13 protein-coding genes are annotated in these 19,736 nt (G+C 67.2%); 10 read left to right on the top strand and 3 right to left on the bottom strand.

Features of this window, described 5'->3' with window-relative positions; translation table 11 throughout:
• Positions 1 to 42: 42 nt before the first annotated feature.
• Positions 43 to 3,498: a DUF748 domain-containing protein gene (locus CLU90_RS03580; RefSeq protein WP_232731061.1), complete on the top strand. Its 3,456-nt coding sequence runs from the start codon at positions 43 to 45 to the stop codon at positions 3,496 to 3,498.
• Positions 3,499 to 3,599: 101 nt separating this feature from the next.
• Here CLU90_RS03580 and CLU90_RS03575 read toward each other — a convergent pair whose 3' ends face one another.
• Entirely contained in the window at positions 3,600 to 6,041 is a 2,442-nt protein-coding gene (locus CLU90_RS03575) for a membrane-bound PQQ-dependent dehydrogenase, glucose/quinate/shikimate family (RefSeq protein ID WP_100427212.1), read from the bottom strand.
• A 310-nt stretch (positions 6,042 to 6,351) separates the two neighbouring features.
• On the opposite strand from CLU90_RS03575, the gene CLU90_RS03570 reads away from it, so the two are divergent.
• The 9 genes from CLU90_RS03570 to CLU90_RS30070 all read left to right on the top strand — a co-directional run bounded on the left by CLU90_RS03570 (position 6,352) and on the right by CLU90_RS30070 (position 17,719).
• A complete protein-coding gene (locus CLU90_RS03570; protein ID WP_100427211.1) occupies positions 6,352 to 8,040 on the top strand; it encodes a methyl-accepting chemotaxis protein in 1,689 nt (562 codons plus the stop codon).
• A 49-nt stretch (positions 8,041 to 8,089) separates the two neighbouring features.
• Positions 8,090 to 8,728: a hypothetical protein gene (locus CLU90_RS03565; RefSeq protein ID WP_092716350.1), complete on the top strand. Its 639-nt coding sequence runs from the start codon at positions 8,090 to 8,092 to the stop codon at positions 8,726 to 8,728.
• The gene (locus CLU90_RS03560) at positions 8,725 to 9,639 is read left to right on the top strand and encodes an HDOD domain-containing protein (protein WP_100427210.1); all 915 of its coding nucleotides are present in this window, start codon (positions 8,725 to 8,727) and stop codon (positions 9,637 to 9,639) included. The genes CLU90_RS03565 and CLU90_RS03560 overlap by 4 nt, the downstream gene beginning before the upstream one ends.
• Positions 9,640 to 9,712: 73 nt before the next feature.
• Entirely contained in the window at positions 9,713 to 10,339 is a 627-nt protein-coding gene (locus tag CLU90_RS03555; protein ID WP_092716653.1) for a response regulator, read from the top strand.
• A 33-nt stretch (positions 10,340 to 10,372) separates the two neighbouring features.
• The gene (locus CLU90_RS03550; protein WP_100427209.1) at positions 10,373 to 10,735 is read left to right on the top strand and encodes an Hpt domain-containing protein; all 363 of its coding nucleotides are present in this window, start codon (positions 10,373 to 10,375) and stop codon (positions 10,733 to 10,735) included.
• The gene (locus tag CLU90_RS03545; RefSeq protein WP_100427208.1) at positions 10,732 to 12,255 is read left to right on the top strand and encodes a response regulator; all 1,524 of its coding nucleotides are present in this window, start codon (positions 10,732 to 10,734) and stop codon (positions 12,253 to 12,255) included. The genes CLU90_RS03550 and CLU90_RS03545 overlap by 4 nt, the downstream gene beginning before the upstream one ends.
• Before the next feature lie 121 nt (positions 12,256 to 12,376).
• Entirely contained in the window at positions 12,377 to 14,059 is a 1,683-nt protein-coding gene (locus CLU90_RS03540) for a sensor histidine kinase (protein ID WP_100427207.1), read from the top strand.
• Between the two features lie 48 nt (positions 14,060 to 14,107).
• Positions 14,108 to 17,560 (top strand): response regulator, encoded by a 3,453-nt coding sequence (locus CLU90_RS03535; protein ID WP_092716340.1) that lies wholly within the window; start codon positions 14,108 to 14,110, stop codon positions 17,558 to 17,560.
• A gap of 33 nt (positions 17,561 to 17,593) precedes the next feature.
• Entirely contained in the window at positions 17,594 to 17,719 is a 126-nt protein-coding gene (locus CLU90_RS30070) for a hypothetical protein (RefSeq protein ID WP_269799988.1), read from the top strand.
• Between the two features lie 7 nt (positions 17,720 to 17,726).
• On the opposite strand, the gene CLU90_RS03530 is transcribed toward CLU90_RS30070, so the two are convergent.
• Together CLU90_RS03530 and CLU90_RS03525 are read right to left on the bottom strand one after the other, a co-directional pair.
• Positions 17,727 to 18,938: an NnrS family protein gene (locus tag CLU90_RS03530; protein ID WP_092716338.1), complete on the bottom strand. Its 1,212-nt coding sequence runs from the start codon at positions 18,936 to 18,938 to the stop codon at positions 17,727 to 17,729.
• 130 nt (positions 18,939 to 19,068) lie between these two features.
• Positions 19,069 to 19,731: a response regulator gene (locus CLU90_RS03525; RefSeq protein WP_086147379.1), complete on the bottom strand. Its 663-nt coding sequence runs from the start codon at positions 19,729 to 19,731 to the stop codon at positions 19,069 to 19,071.
• Positions 19,732 to 19,736 lie beyond the last annotated feature (5 nt).

The raw sequence follows: 19,736 nt of genomic DNA, 5'->3' as shown, positions 1-19,736 counted from the left end.
GCGTGCAAGATGTGCCGCCCAACAAGATCAAAAGGTAAGTTCGTGAACACAATCGACAAAAAAAGCGTGCAGACGAAAACATTTCGCTGGAAACGCTGGCAGCGCTGGGCCCTGGGCACTGGCTGCGCCCTGGCCGCCTACAGCGCGGCCGGCTTCTGGCTGGTGCCCTACGTCATCAAAAACCAGTTGCCCAAATTTGCAGAAAAAGAACTCGCGCGCCAGGCCAGCATCGCCGACGTGCGCTTCAACCCGTTTACCCTGCGCCTGGAAGCGGACAAGATCGCTTTCACGGAAGCGGCCAGCGCAAACAATGCGCCGCTGCTGTCCATCGGCGCCCTGGCCGTGCAGCTGGAATGGAAATCCATCGTGCGCCGCGCGTGGAGCCTGGCGGAAATCCGCATCACGGCGCCGCAGGCGCAGCTGACGATCACGCCGGACGGCAAGTTCAACCTGGCCGAAGTGCTGGCCACCTGGCAACGCAAGCACCCGGAAAAGAGCGAAGGCGGCATGCCGCGCCTCGTCATCGCCCACTTTGCGCTCGAGCAAGGCAAAGTCGACTGGCAAGACCAGAAGGCCGGCTATGCGGACAACTTCACGCCGATCAACTTTACGCTCGATAATATTTCCACCCTGCCCGACGCCAACGGCAGCTACAGCCTCAGCGCCGATGCGGCGCGTGGCGGCAAGCTGCACTGGCGCGGCACGGCATCGCTGAGTCCCATCCGTGGCGAAGGTGAACTGATACTGAACGACGCTTCCCTGCCCGGCCTGGCCGCGTACCTGAAAGCTTATACACGCGCGCAAGTGACCAGCGGCAAGCTGTCGGCGCGCCTGCCCTACGCCTTTTCCTATGCGGACGGCAAGCTGGAAGCGACCGTCAAAGGCGCGGGCCTGGCCTTGCGCGACCTGGCGCTGGCGCAAGATGGCAGGGGTGCGCCGTTTACCTCGCTCGATACCCTGGGCATCGCCGGCGTGAACGTGGACCTGGCAGGCCAGAAGGTCACGCTCGACAAGGTCAACCTGTATGGCGGCAAGGTGGCCGTGCGCCGCGACAGCCGGGGAGAGATCGACGTGGCGAACCTGATGCTGCCGGGTAATCCCGCACCGGCAGCAACGACGCCCGCCGCACCAGCCAAACCTGGCAAATGGAAGGTGGACTTGAAACAGCTGGCGCTGGCCAACGTGGACGTGTCCGCCATCGATGAAACCGTCTCGCCAGCTTTGCAACTGAGCGCCAGACAGCTGCAGCTGAACTTGCAGCTGGCCTTGCAGCAAGGGCCATCGGGCATGGCCACCGTCATCGACGGCGCCACTTTCGCGCTGGCCGACCTCACCATGCAACGGGGCGCGCAAACGCCGTTCAAGCTGGCCCAACTGGGCTTTACAGAAGGCAAGATCGACCTGGCCGCACACACGGTGCACGTGGGCGCCGTGACGGCCGGCGGCGCGCAGATCGACCTGGCGCGCAACCGGCAGGGAGAATTTGCCATTGCGCAAAAGCTGCCCGTGTTTACTTCCGGCAAAGCCGACACTGCCAAGGACACCCCGTCCACACCGTGGTCCGCCAAGGTGGACAAGGTGGACCTGAGCAAGTTCGGCGCCCGTTTCGATGACGCGGGCACGGGCATCAAGGTCAATGTGCAGGATGCCCGCCTGTCCTTGCACAACGTCAGCAACGATATGAAACAGGCGCTACCGTTCGAGCTGGGCGTGGGCCTGCGCGAAGGCGGCTTGCTTACGGCCAACGGCAAGTTCGTGCCGGGCACGGGCGCCGTCGATGCGCAGCTGAATGTGAAACAGCTGGCCCTGGCCCCCGTGCAGCCCTTGCTGGCGCAGCACGTAAAACTGAAGCTGGCGGGCGGTGCGGTGTCCGGCAGCGGCCGCCTGACGACGGGTGGCGGCGCGCCGAAAGCGCCGAAGGTCCGCTATGAGGGCGGCGTCGATATCGCCGGCCTCGTGCTCAATGAAACGGATGGCAAGCGCTTTGCCTCGTGGAAAAGCGTGCGCGCCGACAAGCTGACGGCCAGCGTGGGGCCCGACTTCGTCGACATCCCCGAACTGCGCGTGGTGGAACCGAACGCCCAGCTGATCATCGAAAACGACCGCAGCCTGAACGCGCAGCGCCTGCTGGTCAAGGCGCCCGAGCCTGCCACGGCCACAGCACCTGCCGCCGCCGCAACACCGGCAGCCGACGCCGCCTTCCCCGTGCGCGTGCGCCGCGTGCGCCTGCAAAACGCCAAGCTGGACTTTGCCGACCTCAGCCTGCGCCCCCAGTTCGCCGCCAAGATCTATGAACTCAATGGCGTCGTCACGGGCCTGTCGACCAAGCGCGATGCGCGCAGCCAGATCGAACTGGACGGCCGCATCGACGAATTCGGCCTGGCCCGCGTGCGTGGCCAGCTCAATCCCTTCGCCCCGACCGACAACACGGACTTGAACGTGGTCTTCAAGAATGTCGACATGGTGTCCGCCTCGCCGTACACGATGAAGTTCGCCGGCTACAAGGTGGCCGAAGGCAAGATTTCGCTGGACTTGCAATACAAGGTGCGCAACCGCCAGCTCGACGGCACCAACCAGATCGTGCTCGACAAGCTGACCCTGGGCGAGCGCATCGACAGCCCGGACGCCCTGAAGCTGCCGCTGGAACTGGCGCTGGCCATCCTGAAGGACTCGGACGGACGCATCGACCTGGGCTTGCCCGTGTCGGGGGACATGAACGACCCGCAATTCAGCTATGGCGCGCTGATCTGGAAAGCCGTGGGCAATGTGCTGACGAAAATCGTCACGGCGCCGTTCCGCGCGCTGGGCAACTTGCTGGGCATCAGCGCCGACAAGCTCGAATCCATCGATTTCGACGCGGGCAGCGCCGTACTGCTGCCGCCCGAGCGGGAAAAAATCAAGCAGGTGGCGCAAATCCTCGCCAAGCGCGAACAGCTGAAGCTGGCCGTGCCAGGCCAGTACAGCGACACGGACGCGGCTGCCCTGCGCGCCCAGGCCGTGCGCCGCGCCGTCGCCGCCAAGGCCGGCATCAAGCTGGAAGCGGGCGAAGAGCCGGGGCCGCTGAACCTGGGTGAACGCAAGATACGGGGCGCCCTGCGCGACCTGTACGGCGAGCGCTTCGGCAAGGCAGAGCTGGACAAGCAGAAAAAGGCGGCGGAATCGGCCGCGCCTGCCCCAGCGGCGGCATCCGCCAGCGCCTCCGCGCCGGCCCCGGCAAAAATCCCCGTATTCCAGCGCCTGGGCAAGCTGATCGAAGGCGAGCCGCAAGTGGCCGACACGGGCGCCTTCTACAAGGGCTTGCGCGAGCAGCTGGAAGCCAAGCAGCCCTTGCCAGCCGACGCCTTGAGCAAGCTGGGCACCCAGCGCAGCGCGGCCATCCTGGCGGCGTTGCAGCAGGACGGCACGCCGGTAGCCAGGGTCAGCGCCGGCGCGCCGGAAAAAACGGAGGCCGCACCGGGCAAGCTGGTGGGCTTGAAGCTGGGATTGGCGGCGCAATAAAATCTGGGGTCGGACCCGTCGGGGGAATGCGTACCAATGGGGCGCATTCCGATCGCGAAGCGACTGCCCCCAGCTCTTTCCAGGTGCTTGCCCTCCGCTTTCTACTTTTTCTTCTCCACCGCCGCATCCGGCAAGGCAAACGCCACCAGGCTATCGCCCATCTTCGTGCCCAGCGAACCGTGGCCGCCGGCCATGACGACGACATATTGCTTGCCCGTTTTATCGGACACATAGCTCATCGGCGTGGCCTGGCCGCCGGCCGGCAGGCGGGCTTTCCAGACGGTCTTGCCGTTGCGCACGTCGTAGCCGCGGATGTAGTAGTCGAGCGTGCTGCTGAGGAAGGCCACGCCGCCGCCCGTGGTGGACATGCCGCCCAGGCTGGGCACGCCCAGCGGCAAGGCGATGGGCACGGGCGCGCTGTCGCGCGTGGTGCCGTTCTTGTGCATCCATACTTTTTTCATCGTGCGCAGGTCGACGGCGGCGATATAGCCCCACGGCGGCGCCTGGCATGGGAAGCCCAGCGGCGAAAGAAAAGGCTTGATTTCCACGGCAAACGGCACGCCCGTCTGCGGCTGCAAGCCCATTTCCGTGCCCGTGCCGCCCTTCGCGTTCGCTTGCGCGCGCGGCACCAGGCGTTCCAGGAAACCCATGTAGTCGGGATTGACCAGCAGTAACTGGCGCACGGGATCGACGGCCGCCCCGCCCCACTCGAAGATGCCGAGCGGGCCCGGCGAGATGATGGCGCCCTTGATCTTGCCTTCGGCCACCGTTTGCGGCGTGAATGGCCCTTCGTAGCGGTGCTGGCGGAAAATGATGCGGCAGGCCAGCTGGTCGAACGGCGTCGTGCCCCACATATCCGTTTCGCTGATGTTTTTCTCGGGCAGGAAAGTGAGGGCCGAGAATGGCTGCGTGGGCGACAGGCGGTCGCCAGCGGCGGCGTTGGCGGTCGGCACGGGTTTTTCCGGCGCCGGCACGACCAGGCTGCCGTCGCGCCGGTCGATCACGTAGATGTCGCCCCGCTTGGTGGTGGCAACAACCGATGGCACCTTGCCTTTGGGCGTATCGATGTCGACCAGGGTGGGCTGGCCGCCGATATCCATGTCCCAGATATCGTGATGCACGGTCTGGTAGACCCAGCGTACCTTGCCGGTCGCCAGGTCCAGCGCGACGATGGCGCTATTGTATTTCTCGCCATGGGGATTGCGGTTGCCGCCCCAGGTGTCCGGCGTTTCATTGCCCATCGGGATGTAGACCATGCCCAGCTTTTCGTCGACGCTGGACACGCCCCAGGAATTGGGCGAATTGTTCGTGTACGTTTTTCCATCGGCGATCGGCGCCGTGTCGTCGGGATTCGACGCATCCCAGTTCCACATCAGCTTGCCCGTAACGGGATCGTAGCCGCGGATCACGCCTGACGGCTCTTCCGTGGAAAAATTGTCGGTGACGCTGGCGGCCATCACCACCACGTTTTGCGCCACGGCCGGCGGCGACGTCGGCATCAGGAAGCCCCGCTTCTTCATGCCCATGCCGTGGTACAGGCCGATCACGCCGTTTTCGCCAAAGCTTTTGCACGCCTCGCCCGTATCGGCATTCACGGCGATCAGGGTGGCATCCATCGTGGGCGCGAAGATGCGGCGCGGGCACTCCATGCCGGCCGCCTGCGGCGCAGGGTCATCCTTGGCCCGGCCCGCATTGACGTCCCAGTAGGCCACGCCGCGGCAGATCATGTGCTGGTAGCTCGATGCGTCGCGGTTGATCTTCGGATCGTGGCGCCACAGCTCCTTGCCCGTGTCCGGATCGAGCGCGATGACGATGTTGTGCGGCGTGCACAGGTACAGCTTGCCGTTCACTTTCAGGGGCGTGACTTCGTTGGCGATCTCGCCCGGGTCGTTCGGCCCCTTGAAGTCGCCCGTGTTGTAGACCCACGCCTGTTGCAGCTGCGACGCGTTGGCCGGCGTGATCTGCGCGGCCGGCGCATAGCGGTCGCCATAACCGGAGCGGCCATAGGCGGCCCAGTCGTTGGGCGCCACGCCGGGCGCGACATCGCCTTGCGGCGTGGCCGCCATGTTTTCGGCCGGCACTTCGCCATGCACAGTGTAATAGTCCTGGAACAGCGAGAACACGCCCACGGCGGCCGTGAGCACCACGGCGGCCGTCAGCGCGCTCTTGCCCGCATCGCGCGGTTTCGCCCCGGCCGCCAATGGCGGATCAAGCCGGCGGTCGACGAAGGGCAGCAGCAGCCAGACGGCGGCGGCGAACCAGATATCGAGGCGCGGCAGCAATTGCCACCAGTCGAATTTCACTTCGATCACGGACCAGATCAGGGTGGCGAACAGCAGCAGCGCGAGAAACAGCTGGGCGCTGCGCCGCCCCTTCCACACGAGCGCGCCCGCGATCAGCATGCCGATGCCGGCCACGACGTAATACCAGGAACCGCCCAGGCTGACGAGCCAGGCGCCGCCGCCCGCGAGCGCCAGGCCCAGCAAGAAGAAGATGAGTGCGGTGATGACAAGCAAGGGTCCAGGCCGGGCAGAGGCAGTCATGATGCTCCTTTACAAGAGTCAGTCGGCGGCACGCGCCTGCGCACCGTATTTGAGGGCGATCAAGGAAATTCATTTTTTCACTAATCGGCAAAGCGTGCCACACGCCAGAAGGCCAGGTACGCGCCGTGTGGCTTTTTATACACGCTCCTACCGTCCAGCCCGCCACAGCTACACGATTTCGATAGAAATAATTAAATAAAATAATTCAACAACAAATTTCTCGAATAAAACGAATTTTTATCGTAAAATGAAAAAACTCATCCAATCCAGGCATTTTTCTAGAATTTCACTTTTTGGAGCGGCGCCCATCATGACCATCGCAAAACGGCTGTACGCCTTGATACTCTCCGTCGTCCTGGGGCTGGCCGCCCTGGCAGGCTTTGGCATCTACCAGATGGACCGCGTGTACACGGCGGCCAGCTACGCCACTGTCAACACGGTACCCAGCCTGCTCACCTTGAACCAGGCTTTCGTGCCGTTCGCGCAGATGCGCACGGCCGTCTGGCAGCACATGGCCAGCAAGGATGCGGCCAGGCGCGCTGCGCTGGAAACGGGCATCGGCGAAGCGCGCGCGGCGGTGGGCAAGGCCCTCGACCAGTATGAAAAAGAAGATATCACCGATGAACAGGACCGCGCGCTGCTGGCCGCCGACCGTGCCGTGCTGGCACGCTACGACACGGTGCGCGACAAGGTGCTGGCCCTGTCGAAGGCGGGCCAGCTGGACGCGGCGCGCGACTTGCTGATGGAGAGCCAGCCCGTCATCAGGGAACTGGTCGACGCACTGGCCGCCCACCACCGCTACAACGAAAACCTGTCCGTCAAAGGCGCGGCCGATGGCGCCGCCGCAGCGGCCAGCGCACGCTGGATTGCCATCGGCCTGGCCCTGGCCGTGACGGTGCTCGTGGCCGGCATGGGCCTGCTGCTGGCGCGGCGCATCGCCGCCTCGCTGGCCGACGCCATCGGTGTGGCCCGCACCATCGCGGACGGCGACCTCAGCGTGCAGGTCCGCGCCACATCGAACGACGAGGTGGGCCAACTGATGCAGGCCATGGCGGACATGAACGCCAGCCTGGTGCGCATCGTGGCCGAAGTGCGTTCCGGCACGGACAGCATCGGCACGGCCTCGGGCCAGATCGCGGCCGGCAACCTGGACCTGTCGGCGCGCACGGAACAGCAGGCGGGCTCGCTGGAAGAAACCGCATCGGCCATGGAAGAACTGACGGCCACCGTGCGGCAGAACGCGGACAATGCCCGCCAGGCCAAGCAAATGGCCGTCAGCGCCTCGGACAAGGCGCAGCGGGGCGGCCAGGTGATGGGCGACGTGATACGCACGATGGAAGCGATCGACAACTCGTCCGGCAAGATCGCCGACATCATCGGCGTCATCGACGGCATCGCCTTCCAGACCAATATCCTGGCCCTGAATGCGGCCGTGGAAGCGGCCCGCGCCGGCGAACAGGGGCGCGGCTTTGCCGTCGTCGCCACCGAAGTGCGCAGCCTGGCGCACCGTTCGGCGGCCGCCGCGAAGGAAATCAAGGTACTCATCACCGACTCCGTGGAACAGGTGGGACAAGGCGGCAAGCTGGTCCGGCAGGCCGGCGCGGCCATGACGGAAGTGGTCGACACGGTACGCGGCGTTACCGATATCGTCAGCGAAATTTCGGCCGCCAGCGCGGAGCAAAGCACGGGCATCGAGGAAATCAACCGCGCCATCACGCAGATGGATGAAGTCACGCAGCAGAATGCGGCCCTGGTCGAGGAAGCGGCGGCGGCATCGCAATCGCTGCAGGAGCAGGCGGCCAGGCTGGCCGGCGTGGTGGGCGCCTTCACGCTGGCGGCCGGACAGGCCGGCGCGGCACCGCGCGCGCCTGCCGCCCCGCGTCCCGCGCAGCCGCCTCGGCACAAGGCGACGCTCAAGCTGGTCGCCACCCGTCCCGCAGGCCAGGCCAGGAATGCGGCGCCGGCCGCCGACGATTCGGGCGACTGGGAAGTATTTTAGGTCCGCCATCACGCAGGATCACTTGCATAGACCGCACTGGAGCACCGCCATGAACGCCTTCCTTGCCTTTCATCCCTTCCTTCGCTGCGAAGACCTGTCGCTGATGCGCCCGGCGATGGCGCTGGCGGCCTTGCTGTTGCTGCTGGCCGCCCTGCTCTGGCGCCGCACCCGCTGGCACCAGGCCGGCCGCGCGCCAGCCACCGGCACGGCGCCGGCCGATCTGCATGCGCTGCTGCAAATGCGCAAGGCCAGCCAGCAGGCCAAGGAGGCGGAGATGGCGCCGCCAGCGCCAGTGGCGCCGGACATGCCGCCGTTCGATGCGGCCCGCCTGGACGCCATGTTCGGCTACGACCGCCGCCTGCAGGGCGAGATTCTGGCCCTGTTCGTGGCCGAGACGCGCGACCGCCTGGCCGGCATCGCCCACGCGCTGCGCTGCGAGCGGGCCGCGCCGGCGCGCGTGCTGGCGCAGGAAATCCTCGACGGCAGCCAGTCCATGGGCTTGCTCGCCCTGCAGGCGCTGGCGCGCCAGGCCGTGCATGCGGGCTTTTCCAACGATATCGGCGCCCTGCGCCGCCTGCACGCGGAACTGCTGATGGCGCTCGACGCGCTGTCGCAAGCCGTCACGGTCCTGCAGACGGCGGGGGCGGCGCAGGCCGATGGCTGCAATGGCGTAGGAAGCCGGCCATGAGCGCGCACATCGACCTGGCGCGCCTGCTGGGCGGCGCCCTCCTGCCTTCGCCAGCCTGGCGGCGCCACTGGCAGGCGGCATTGAGCCGGCAGCAGGTGCCGCTCGATGAGCTGGCGGAACAACTGGGCTGCGATCCGGCCCTGACCGGCAAGATCATCGGCCTGGCGAATGCGGGCGTGCCGCCGGGCGAGCGCCTGCATGCGGCCGTCAACGCCGCGATGCTGGCGGCCATCGGCTTGCCGGCCTTGCGCCAGGCGTTCGCCGCCCCGGCCCTGCCGGCGCCCACCTGCGCCCGCTTCGATGCGCAGCGCTTCTGGTCGCACTCGCTGGCCATGGCGTGCGCCGCCCGCGTGGCGGGCCACGCGCTCCAGCTGGCGCCGGCCGACACGCTGTACAGCTGCGGCTTGCTGGCCAATTGCGGCCAGCTGGCCCTGGCCACCTTGCATCCGCAGGAATATGGCGAACTGCTGGGCCAGTACGGCGATGCCGCCAGGACCCGGCTGCTGTGCGCGGAGTCGCAGCGCTTCGGCCACCACCAGCTGGCGCTGTCGGCCATCCTCATGCGGGACTGGGGCATGCCGGACATCCTGTGCGACGCCGTGCGCTGCCACGCGGCGCCGCCCGGCTTCGGACGGGCCGGACGCATGACGGACCTGGCCTGGCTGCTGAAGCTGGCCAGCGGCTTCGCCGACCTGATACTGCTCAATGGCGCGGGGCCGCGCGGGCCGGCCCTGGCCGCCGCGCGGGTACTGGGCCTGGACGGGGAACACATGGAAACCCTGCTACGCCACAGCAACGCCGAGTGGAGCGAATGGAACGATATCCTGGAGCCGCACGCCCATCCCGCCCCCTGCCGCGCGCGCACGCGGGTCCGGCCCGCCGCGGCCCTGGTTTTTAGTGAATTCATCTAATTCGTTGAAATTGATTTTTTGAGCCCGATTGCGTATCATTCCCTTCAACTACATCGCGACCATAAAGCCCATCATGCACACCGCAGACGTTTGCACTACCCAAAAGGCTGCCGAAATCCTCGGCATTTCGGTCACATCGGTGCAGCAACTGGTCGAGGCAGGCGTGATCGAAGCCTGGAAGACCAAGGGCGGCCACCGGCGCATTCCCCTTGCGGCCGTCGAAGCCTACAAGGGCAATCCCGGCCAGCCGGGCCAGGACCAGCGCGCGGCACGGGCCAGCCGCCCCGCCCCGTCGGGCCGTCCGCCCTCCATCCTCGTGATCGAAGACAATCCGATCGAGCGCGCGCTGTATGAAAAGCAGATCGGTTCATGGGGCTTGCAGGCGGACTTGCGCTTTTGCGAGAACGGTTACCAGGCGCTGATGGAAATCGCCCGCGATCAGCCCGACATCCTGCTGGCCGACATCGTCATGGAAGGCATCGACGGCTACGAGGTCATCCGCACCATCCTGGCCGACCCGCTGCTGGCGGACATGCACATCGCCATGCTGTCGAGCCTGACGCAGGAAGAGCTGGAAGAACGGGGCGGCGTGCCGCCCGGCGTCGTGTTCTTTGCCAAGCCCGTCAATTACGACGAGTTGCGCGGCTACCTGCGCGCCTGCTGCGCCGGCCATGCGCGGCGCCACAGCCTGGCCGCCTGACCCGCCACCGCTTTCCTTCGCCACGGAGCCGCCATGCCAGCCTATCGCCACATCGATCCTGCCGTGCTGTTCCGGGCCACCGGCGACGACCTGGAGATGTTCCGCGCCCTGTCCCAGACCTACCTCGACACGTCGCCGGCCATGTTTGCCCGCGTCGAGCAGGCCGTGCGCGGCGGTGCGGCGCAAGCCATCGTGCATAGCTGCCACACCTTGCGCGGCACCGTCGCCCTGCTGGGCGCCAGCGCCCTCGTGGCGCGCCTGGCGGACCTCGAGCAGCAGGTGCGCCACCAGGGCGTGACCGCATCGGACTGGCTGGCGGAAACGGCGGCGCTGATCGGCGAAGTGGAGCGGGAGGTACGCCGCAGCATGCTCGAATACACGGGCGCGCAGGCATGAACGCGCGCCAGGCCGCCCTGCGCCTGGTGCACCGCTACCGGCCGCGCACCACGGCGGCCATCGTGGGACTGGTATTGCTGGTCCTGCTGGCGCTGCGCATCGTCGTCTCCGGCGTGCTGCTGCACCGCGAAGCCATCGACGACTGGAAACAGGATCTGTCCAACTTGTCGCTGCTGCTGGCGGAAAACACGGCCCAGAGCATGACGGCCGCCAGGCTCGTGCTCGACAGCGTCAGCAACGACATCGAGGCCGCCGCCCCAGCGGACGCACAAGCGCTGGCGGCCGCCGTCGGCACCCCGGCCACGCACCAGATGCTGCGGCACAAGATCGGCGGCGTGCCGCAAGTGGACGTCGTATCCATCGTCGGCGGCGACGGCGGCGTGCTGGTCTTCAGCCGCGCCTTTCCCGCGCCGCCCATCCACCTCGGCGAGCGCGACTACTTTGACTATCACCGGCGCCACCCGGACGGCGGCATGCACGTGAGCGCGCCCGTGCAAAACAAGGGCAATGGCGCCTGGACCTTCTATATCAGCCGGCGCATCAGCGCGCCGGACGGCCGCTTCCTGGGCGTGGTGCTGGTCGGCCTGTCGTGCGACTTCTTCAGCAAATTCTTCCAGAGCACCAGCATCGGCGAGCACACGGCCTTTTCCCTGTACCGCAGCGACTACACGCTGCTGGCCCGCTGGCCGGCCGTGCCCGACATGATGGGCAAGCGTAACCTGACGGGCAGCACCTACCGCCTGCTGGAACAGGGCAAGACGGACGGCGTGCTGCAGGTGGACTCGCCGCGCACGGCCGAGCAGGGGCGCGCGGTCGACCGCATGGCCGGCGTACGGCTGGTGCGCGACTATCCGCTGGCCATCAACGTCACCGTCACGGACGAGGTCTACCTGGCAGGCTGGCGGCGCATGCTGCGCACCATGGGCGGCGCGGCCGTCGTCGGCCTGCTCGTGCTGGCCGGGGCCATCGCGCTGATCATGTCCCTGCTGCGGCGCCAGGAGCGCGACGCGGCCATGGTGCTGGCTCAGCAGGCACACGCGGAAACGGCGCCCGCAGCCGGGCCGCCGGAGCCGGAGATCGCGCCGCTGCCCGCATCCGCGCCTGCCGCACCTGCGCCCGCATCGGAAGCGGGCGCGCGCATCCTGCTGGTCGAGGACACGGCGCTGAACCGCCAGCTCGTGTGCCTGCAACTGGGCGGCCGCGGCTATACCATCGACACGGCGGAAAACGGCGCGCTGGGCCTGCAGGCGCTGGCCGAACAGCGATACGACCTGGTGCTGATGGATTGCATGATGCCCGTCATGGACGGCTACCAGGCGTGCCAGGCCCTGCGCGCCCGCGAAGCGGCCAGCGGCACCGCGCGCCTGCCCGTCATCGCCCTCACGGCCGGCGTCACCGAAGACGACCGGCAGCGCTGCGTGACGGCCGGCATGGACGACTACCTGTCCAAACCCTTCACGGCCGCCCAGCTGCGCGAGACGGTCGAGCGCTGGCTGGCGCGCCAGACCGCGACGCCCTAGCCGCAGGGGTCGGCGCTCAATACAACACTCCCCGCATAAAAATCATTTTATTCGATAAATTCAATTATATTCGCTATAATTGATACATCACGCACAGAATGATCTACCTTGCGGAGGCGGCATGCAACAGCACAGATACGGGAAGGCCAAGGCCTGGGAGCGCTGGGATGCGCGTACCCTGCTGTCGCTCTTCATGGCCGTGCTGCTGGCGGGGCTGTGGAGCATCACGGTGCTGCAACTGCGGCACGCCCATAACGCCGCCATCGCCGACGCCGTGCGCGATGCGCGCAGCATGGCGCGCATCTTCGACGAGCACGCGATCCGCACGATCGAGGGAGCGGACCAGGCCGTCACCTACCTGCGCAGCCGCTACCAGGCGCTGGGCAGCCGCCTCGACATCGGGTCGGACCTGCGGCAAGGCCTCAATCCCGGCCCCCTGTACAACCTGTTTACCATCGTCGACGAACAGGGCGACATGGTACTGTCGAGCCGCCCCTTCCAGCCGACCAATCTGGCCGACCGCGAGCACATCCGGGTACACGTGCAGCGCGACAGCGGCGAACTGTTCATCAGCAAGCCGGTGCTGGGCCGCGTGTCGAAAAAATGGTCGATCCAGATGACGCGCCGCATCAACCATGCCGATGGCAGCTACAAGGGCGTGGTGGTGGTGTCGATGGACCCGTATTACTTTACGCGCCTGTACGACGAAGTCGACCTGGGCGAGAACAGCTCCATCGAACTGGTCGGCAGTGATGGCGTAGTGCGCGCGCGCCGCGTCGGCGACGTCGACACCATCGGCCAGGATATCGGCGGCAGCCAAGTGTTTTCCTTGATGCAAGGTAAAACGCGGGGCAGCTTCACGGAACGCAGTCCCGTCGACGGCATCCTGCGCTTGTACGCATTCGAAAAACTGGCCGGCTACCCGCTTTACATGCTGGTCGGGCTGGACCGCGACACCGTATTGGCCGACTACGTCTCGCGCCGCGACCAGGCCCTGCTGATGGCGGCCATCACGAGCGCGCTGATCGTGCTGTCGTGGGCCGCGCTGGTGCTGCTGATCGGGCGCCTGGTCGACAGCCGCGCCAGGGCCATCGCCGCCAGCGTAGCCAAGTCGCGCTTCCTGTCGAACATGTCGCATGAATTGCGCACGCCGCTCAATGGCATCCTCGGCTTCTCCGAGCTGCTGCTCGAGCAGCTGCGCGAACCGGAACAGGCCGCCTATGCGCAAACGATACAGGACAGCGGCCGCCAGCTGCTGTCCATGGTCGAGGCGGCGATGGAATTGAGCGCGCTCGAACACAAGCAGGTACGGCTGGAGTCAAGCGCCGCGCCACTGGACCAGCTGCTGGAACTGGCGCTGGCGCCGCACCGCGCGCGCGCGGAGCACAAGGGCCTGCTGCTGGCCGCGCAGGTGGCGCCGGCCACGCCGCCCAGCATCGATTGCGACCGCGTGCGTCTCGTGCGCGTACTCGATATCCTGCTCGATAACGCCGTGCGCTACACGGCCGCGGGACGGGTCGACGTGCACGTCATGCACAGCGGCGCCGACCTGCAGATCGAGGTGCGCGATACGGGCATCGGCATCGCGCAGGCGCAGCAGGGCGGCATCTTCGACAAATTCTCGCAGGCGGACGATTCGCCCAGCCGCGCCCATGACGGCGCCGGCATGGGCCTGGCCATCGCGCGCCAGCTCGTCACCCTGATGGGCGGGCGCATCGGCGTGACGTCCGCGCCGGGCGAAGGCGCCGTCTTCCGCCTGCACCTGCCGCTGGGCGGCAAATTGACCACACTATCGCATGCATAGTCGCGCGCAAAAGTTGTTCTCCAGCCATATCGGGTATAGCATCGTCGCATGACCTATCACACAGATGCGGCGGCAGTGCGCAGACCCTGGATCGAATGGCTGTTTTTGCTCCTCGGGCTGCTCATCGTCGCTGCCGCCCTCGCCTACGCACATCTGGCGGAAGCGGCGCGCCATGACGCGGCCGAACGCGAGCGCCTCAGCGTGCTGACGGCGCTGCTGGCGAAAAATATCGAAGTCGACCTGGCAGCGACCAACCTCGTGCTCGGCGGCGTGATCCGCGACTACCTTGCGGCCGGCGCCGCGCCCGACGCGGGGCAAGCGCTGCCTCGGCGCCTGTCCGCGCTGGTCGACGCCATGCCGGGCGTGCGCACCATGCTGGTCATCGACGCCGGCGGCAAGCTCGTCGCCACCAACATCCCGGAACTGGCGGACCAGGATTTTTCCCGCCGCGCCTACTTCCAGACGGCGCGCGACGCTCCCGATGCCCGCATGCTGTACATCTCGCCCCCCTTTCATTCCTTCAAGGGAGACCTGGTCATCACGGCCTCGCGCATGGTGCAGGACAAGCAGGGCCGCTTTGCCGGCGTCGTGGTCGCCACCTTCGATCCCGAATACTTCACGGCCAAGTTCCGCACCGCCATGTACGCGCCCGACGTCTGGGCCGTGGTGCTGCATGGCGACGGCCGGCAATTTCTCAACTATCCGCCCAGGAATGCCAACGGCGGCGATATGGACGTCCCCGGCGGCTTCCTGCGGCGCTTTCGCGACAGCGGCTACCAGGCGGGCGTGCTGAGCGGCGTCGAGATTGCCGGCGACGGCGTCGCCGCGCCCCGCATCATGGCGATGGCCACCATCGTCCCCGCAGCCCTGCACATGGACCGCGCTCTGATCATCGGCCTGAGCCGCGAAGAAGCGGCCGTCGCCGCCCCGCTGCGGCGCCAGGCGCTAAGCTACCTGCTCTCCTTTGCCATGCTGGCGCTGGCCGCCTCCTGCCTGCTGTTCTGGAGCCAGCGTCGGCGCCGGCAGCAGGCCGCCTGGCATGCGGAACAGGAAAGGGAGCGCCAGGCCATGCAAGCCGTATCCGACAGCGAAACGCGCTTTCGCACCCTGATCGAAGATGCGCCCGTGGCCATCGCCATCCTGCGCCACGGCCGCTTCATCTATTCGAATCCCCGCTACCGCAGGCTGCACGGCTACACGGCGGAAGACGACTTGAACGGCCTGCCCTGGTCCGCCATGATAGCCGCGCCATCGCAGGCGGCGCTGGCCGCCAACGAAGCGCTGATCGAGGCCGATTCGCCCAGCGAGCAAGTGTTCGAGACCGTCGGCCTGGGCAAGCAGGGGCTTTTCGTCCCCATGTTCAAGACCACCACGCGCGTGATGCTCAAGGACGGGCCGGCCACTTTGATCTTTGCGCAGGATATTTCCGCGCAAAAGCAGGCCGACGAAGCCATGCTGCTGGCGCGCGACGCGGCCGAAGCGGCCAACCGCAGCAAGGCGGAATTCCTCGCCAACATGAGCCATGAAATCCGCTCGCCGCTCAACGCCATCCTCGGCATGGCCTGGCTGCTGGAACGGGGCGGCCTCGATGGCGAAGCGCTGCAGATGGCGCACAAGATCCGCGCCGCCGGCCAGTCGCTGCTGGGCATCATCAACGACGTGCTCGACGTGTCGAAAATCGAGGCGGGCCACATGACGATCGAACAGGCGCCGTTCCGCCTGGCCGAGGTGATCGAGAAGATCGCCGCCAGCATGGGCGTGGCCGCGCACGACAAGCCGATCGAGGTGCGGATCGGGCCGCTGCCCGACGGCGTCGACCTGGTGGTGGGCGACGCGCTGCGGCTGGAACAGGTGCTGGTCAACCTGACCAGCAATGCCATCAAGTTTACCGCGCAAGGCACGGTCGAACTGTCGGCCGCGCTGGAAAGCCGCGACGGCGACGCCGCCGTGCTGTGCTTTTGCGTACGCGACACGGGCATCGGCATCGCCGCCGAAGTGCAGGAAGCGATCTTTTCCGCCTTCGCCCAGGCCGACACGTCCACCACCCGCCGCTTCGGCGGCACGGGCCTGGGGCTGACCATCTGCCGCCAGCTGGTGCGCCTGATGGGCGGCTCGCTGCGCCTGCAAAGCGAGCCGGGCCAGGGCAGCGCCTTCAGTTTCACGGTGCCGCTGCAACTGTTGCCCGCCAGCGCCCTGCCCTCGCCCGACATGCAGGGCCTGCGCGTCTTGCTGGCCGATGGCAAGGCCGACACGCGCGCCGCCGTGGCCGCCGTGGCGCAGGGGCTGGGCTGGAGCGTACATGCCGTGTCCGGCGGCCAGGCGGCGCTCGAGCACGCGCTGGCCTGCGCCGAGGATGCGCGCCCCGGCGTCGTCCTGCTGGCCGCGCGCATGCCGGACATGGACGGGGACGCGACGGCGCGCGCGCTGCGCGAGCATCTGCCGCCGCAGGACTGCCCCATCGTCATCCTGGCGGCCACTGGCGCGCCGGCGACAGCGCCCGCGCGCCGCCATACGGACCCGGCCAATCCTGCCGACGCCATCCTCAACGAACCGGTGACGGCTTCCAGCCTGTACAACGCGGCGATGGAAGCGCGCCAGCGGCGCGCCGAAGCGGCCGGCCTGGATGCCGGCCTGGACGCCGGCCATGCAGCGCTGGGCGCACGCGTGCTGGCCGGCGTGCGCGTGCTGGTGGTCGACGACAGCGACATCAACCGCGACGTGGTCAACCACATCCTGTGCGACCAGGGCGCCCTGCCCTCGTTTGCCTGCGACGGCCGGCAGGCGCTGGACTGGCTGCTGGCCCACCCGGCCGACGTCGACATCGTGCTGATGGATGTGCAGATGCCCGTCATGGATGGCTTGCAGGCCACGCGCGCGCTGCGCCAGCTGCCGCAATTCCAGGACCTGCCCGTGGTGGCGCTGACGGCCGGGGCCTTCCAGACGCAGCGCACGGCGGCGCTGGACGCGGGCGTGAACCATTTCATCAGCAAACCGTTCGACGTGCCGCAGACCATCGCCCTGATCGCGCGCGCGCACCGGCGCCATGCGCAAGGGTTGCCGGCCCTGCCGCCGGTCGTGGCCGAAGCGGCAATGCCGGTACGGGAGAGCGGCGCGGCGCCCGTGATCGACCTGGTGCAAGGCATGGCGCAGTGGCGCGATGAAGCGCCCTACCGCCAGCACCTGTCGCACTTCGGCAACACCTACCGCGACACGGTGAGCGCCATGCGCGCGCTGCTGGCGGCCGATGCACGCGGCGACGCCGCGGCGCTGGCGCACAAGCTGGCCGGCGTGGCCGGCAGCCTGGCCCTGCCCGCCACCCTGCATGCGGCCCAGCAAGCGGAACAGCGGCTGCACGCGGGCGACGATGCGTCGGCCGCGCTCGATGCGCTGGAACAGGCGCTGGCGCACGCCATCGCTGCCGCCGCCGCATTCACGGCACAGACGACACCGTCCGGCCAGGCGGTCATGCCAGAAACTCAACATGGCCGTGCATGCCAATGATAAACTTGCCAAGATGAAAATTAAGGAGACGCCATGATCTGGTGCAGGGATTTGCTGCTGAGAGCTTTCATGCTGGGCATGCTGCTATTCGTCGTGGGCGAATCGCTGTCCTACTGGGCGCCGGAAATCAAAAAACTGCTGGCCTGGCGCCCTTCCTGACCCCAGTCTACCCTTCGCGGCCATCGACCCTGGCGCGCCACAGATAGGGCGCATACACGCACGCATACAGGCCAAAGGCCAGCGACCAGCAAGCGCCGGCCGCCAGCAGCAACGGCATGGCCAGCGAGACGGGACCGATGGCGGCCAGCAGGCGTGCCAGCGCACCCAGCTGGATCAGCCAGTACATGGCCGCTTCCGCCCTGCCGCCCTTGAGCGCACGCCCCGTATGGCCCAGGGTGGTGCGCGTCATCATGCCGATGATTAATCCCGCCATCGAGCCCACCGTCAGCGCGTGAAACGCGGCGCTGGCCGGCAGCAGACCCATGCTGGCGCCCGCCAGCAGCGCGAAGCCGATGCCTATCCACGCATACGACAGGTGCAAAATCCACAGCAGCGGCACGCGCACCGTGCGCTGCGGCTGCCAGGCCAGCAGATTGGCCAGCGACACGCCGGCGGCCCCCAAGGCCAGCGGCGCCGTCAGCCAGGCCGGCGCGTCGGCCAGCCACGCGATCGCGGCGGCCGCCATGCAGGCCACCGCCACCAGGGCCCGCTTGGGGCTGGCCACGGGCGTGCTGCCCGGCGCCCCGTTGCGCGTAAACATGGGGATCACGCGCGCGCCGATCACCGATTCGATCAGCACGATGATGAAGATGGCCGCCTGCACCGGCACAAACAGCGACAGCGGCAGAGCGCCCAGCACGGACGCGTGGAACAGGCCATTGGCCAGCGCCAGCAGGGCCAGCAAGCCGACGAGGAACAGGTTGCGCGTATTGCCCGAGCGGCGCAGCACCAGGTACAAAGGCCAGGCGGCCAGCGGCAGGAAGACCCAGTCCACCAGGGCCGCCGCCACGCCAGGAAAGCACAGCATGGCCACGCGCCCCGCCAGCCACAACGCCACCAGCGCCATCAGCTGGACGCCGTGCGGCGTGGGCAAGCCCGTCCAGTTGCGCCCGGCCGTGTACAAAAAACCCACGACGACGGCCACGGCGAAGCCGAACACCATCTCGTGCATGTGCCAGCCCAGCCCCACCTGCAAGCCGCCCGCCAGCAGGCCCGCATAGCTGGCCAGCCACAGGGGAATGCCGATGGCCGCAAACACGGCCGCCAGCAGGTAGAACGGGCGAAAGCCCAGTTGCCAGACGGCGTGGCCGGCCTGCCAGGGCGCCGCGCCTGCCGTCGTGGAAGGTGGGGAAGGTTCGCTGATCGGGGTAATGGCCATGATGGGCTCGCTTTTAAAGATATATTCAATATACTACTTTAAAAGCGCAAGGACAGCCATCGGCAAAAAGGACTAGAGGGAGATATTCGCCATGGGGTCTGACCCGGCGGGTCAGACCCCGACTACTCGGCTACTTGCCCTGCCGGTGTTCGACCGCGTACACGGCCGCCTGCACGCGGCTCGTGAGGTTGAGTTTTTTCAGCACGTTCTGCACGTGGATCTTGACCGTGCTTTCGGCCAGGTCCAGGGTGCGGGCGATGCCCTTGTTGCTCTCGCCGCGCGACAGGCAATCGATGATTTCCTTTTCACGGGGCGTGAGCTTGTCGAGTTCCGACACGGGTTCCTCGCGCCGCGTGCCCGCCTGCAGCTGGGCCACCAGCTTGCCCGTCATCGCTTCGGCGATGACGACTTCGCCGGCGGCGGCGCGGCGGATGGCGCGCACCAGGTAGTCGGCGTCGATATTCTTGATCAGGTAGCCGCAGGCGCCCGCGCGCAGTGCCGTCGCCAGGTCTTCCGCGTCTTCGGAGACGGTCAGCATGACGATGGCCGTATCGGGGCAGTCGTGCTGCATCAGCTGCAGCGCTTCCACGCCGGACATGCCGGCCATGTTCAGGTCCAGCAGCACCACGTCGGGCTGCAGCTGGATGGCACGCTTGATGCCTTCCACGCCATCGGCCGCCTCGCCCACGACGGAAAACTCCGTATGCCGCTGCAGCAGCGAGCGTATGCCGCTGCGGAACAGCGCGTGGTCGTCCACCAGCATGACGGTAATCGGTTTATCGGGTGTCTCCATTTTTT

Source organism: Janthinobacterium sp. 67, assembly GCF_002797895.1.
In the GTDB taxonomy this organism is placed as follows: Bacteria; Pseudomonadota; Gammaproteobacteria; order Burkholderiales; family Burkholderiaceae_D; genus Janthinobacterium.
The sequence above is the reverse complement of the archived record's forward strand: the minus strand, read 5'-3'. Positions and strand labels throughout refer to the sequence as shown.

What these genes read in the sequence shown, in the direction of transcription:
- CLU90_RS03575 (WP_100427212.1), bottom strand. Translation starts at nt 6,041, where the DNA reads ATGACTGCCTCTGCCCGGCCTGGACCCTTGCTTGTCATCACCGCACTC.
- CLU90_RS03570 (WP_100427211.1), top strand. Translation starts at nt 6,352, where the DNA reads ATGACCATCGCAAAACGGCTGTACGCCTTGATACTCTCCGTCGTCCTG.
- CLU90_RS03565 (WP_092716350.1), top strand. Translation starts at nt 8,090, where the DNA reads ATGAACGCCTTCCTTGCCTTTCATCCCTTCCTTCGCTGCGAAGACCTG.
- CLU90_RS03560 (WP_100427210.1), top strand. Translation starts at nt 8,725, where the DNA reads ATGAGCGCGCACATCGACCTGGCGCGCCTGCTGGGCGGCGCCCTCCTG.
- CLU90_RS03555 (WP_092716653.1), top strand. Translation starts at nt 9,713, where the DNA reads ATGCACACCGCAGACGTTTGCACTACCCAAAAGGCTGCCGAAATCCTC.
- CLU90_RS03550 (WP_100427209.1), top strand. Translation starts at nt 10,373, where the DNA reads ATGCCAGCCTATCGCCACATCGATCCTGCCGTGCTGTTCCGGGCCACC.
- CLU90_RS03545 (WP_100427208.1), top strand. Translation starts at nt 10,732, where the DNA reads ATGAACGCGCGCCAGGCCGCCCTGCGCCTGGTGCACCGCTACCGGCCG.
- CLU90_RS03540 (WP_100427207.1), top strand. Translation starts at nt 12,377, where the DNA reads ATGCAACAGCACAGATACGGGAAGGCCAAGGCCTGGGAGCGCTGGGAT.
- CLU90_RS03535 (WP_092716340.1), top strand. Translation starts at nt 14,108, where the DNA reads ATGACCTATCACACAGATGCGGCGGCAGTGCGCAGACCCTGGATCGAA.
- CLU90_RS30070 (WP_269799988.1), top strand. Translation starts at nt 17,594, where the DNA reads ATGATCTGGTGCAGGGATTTGCTGCTGAGAGCTTTCATGCTGGGCATG.
- CLU90_RS03530 (WP_092716338.1), bottom strand. Translation starts at nt 18,938, where the DNA reads ATGGCCATTACCCCGATCAGCGAACCTTCCCCACCTTCCACGACGGCA.
- CLU90_RS03525 (WP_086147379.1), bottom strand. Translation starts at nt 19,731, where the DNA reads ATGGAGACACCCGATAAACCGATTACCGTCATGCTGGTGGACGACCAC.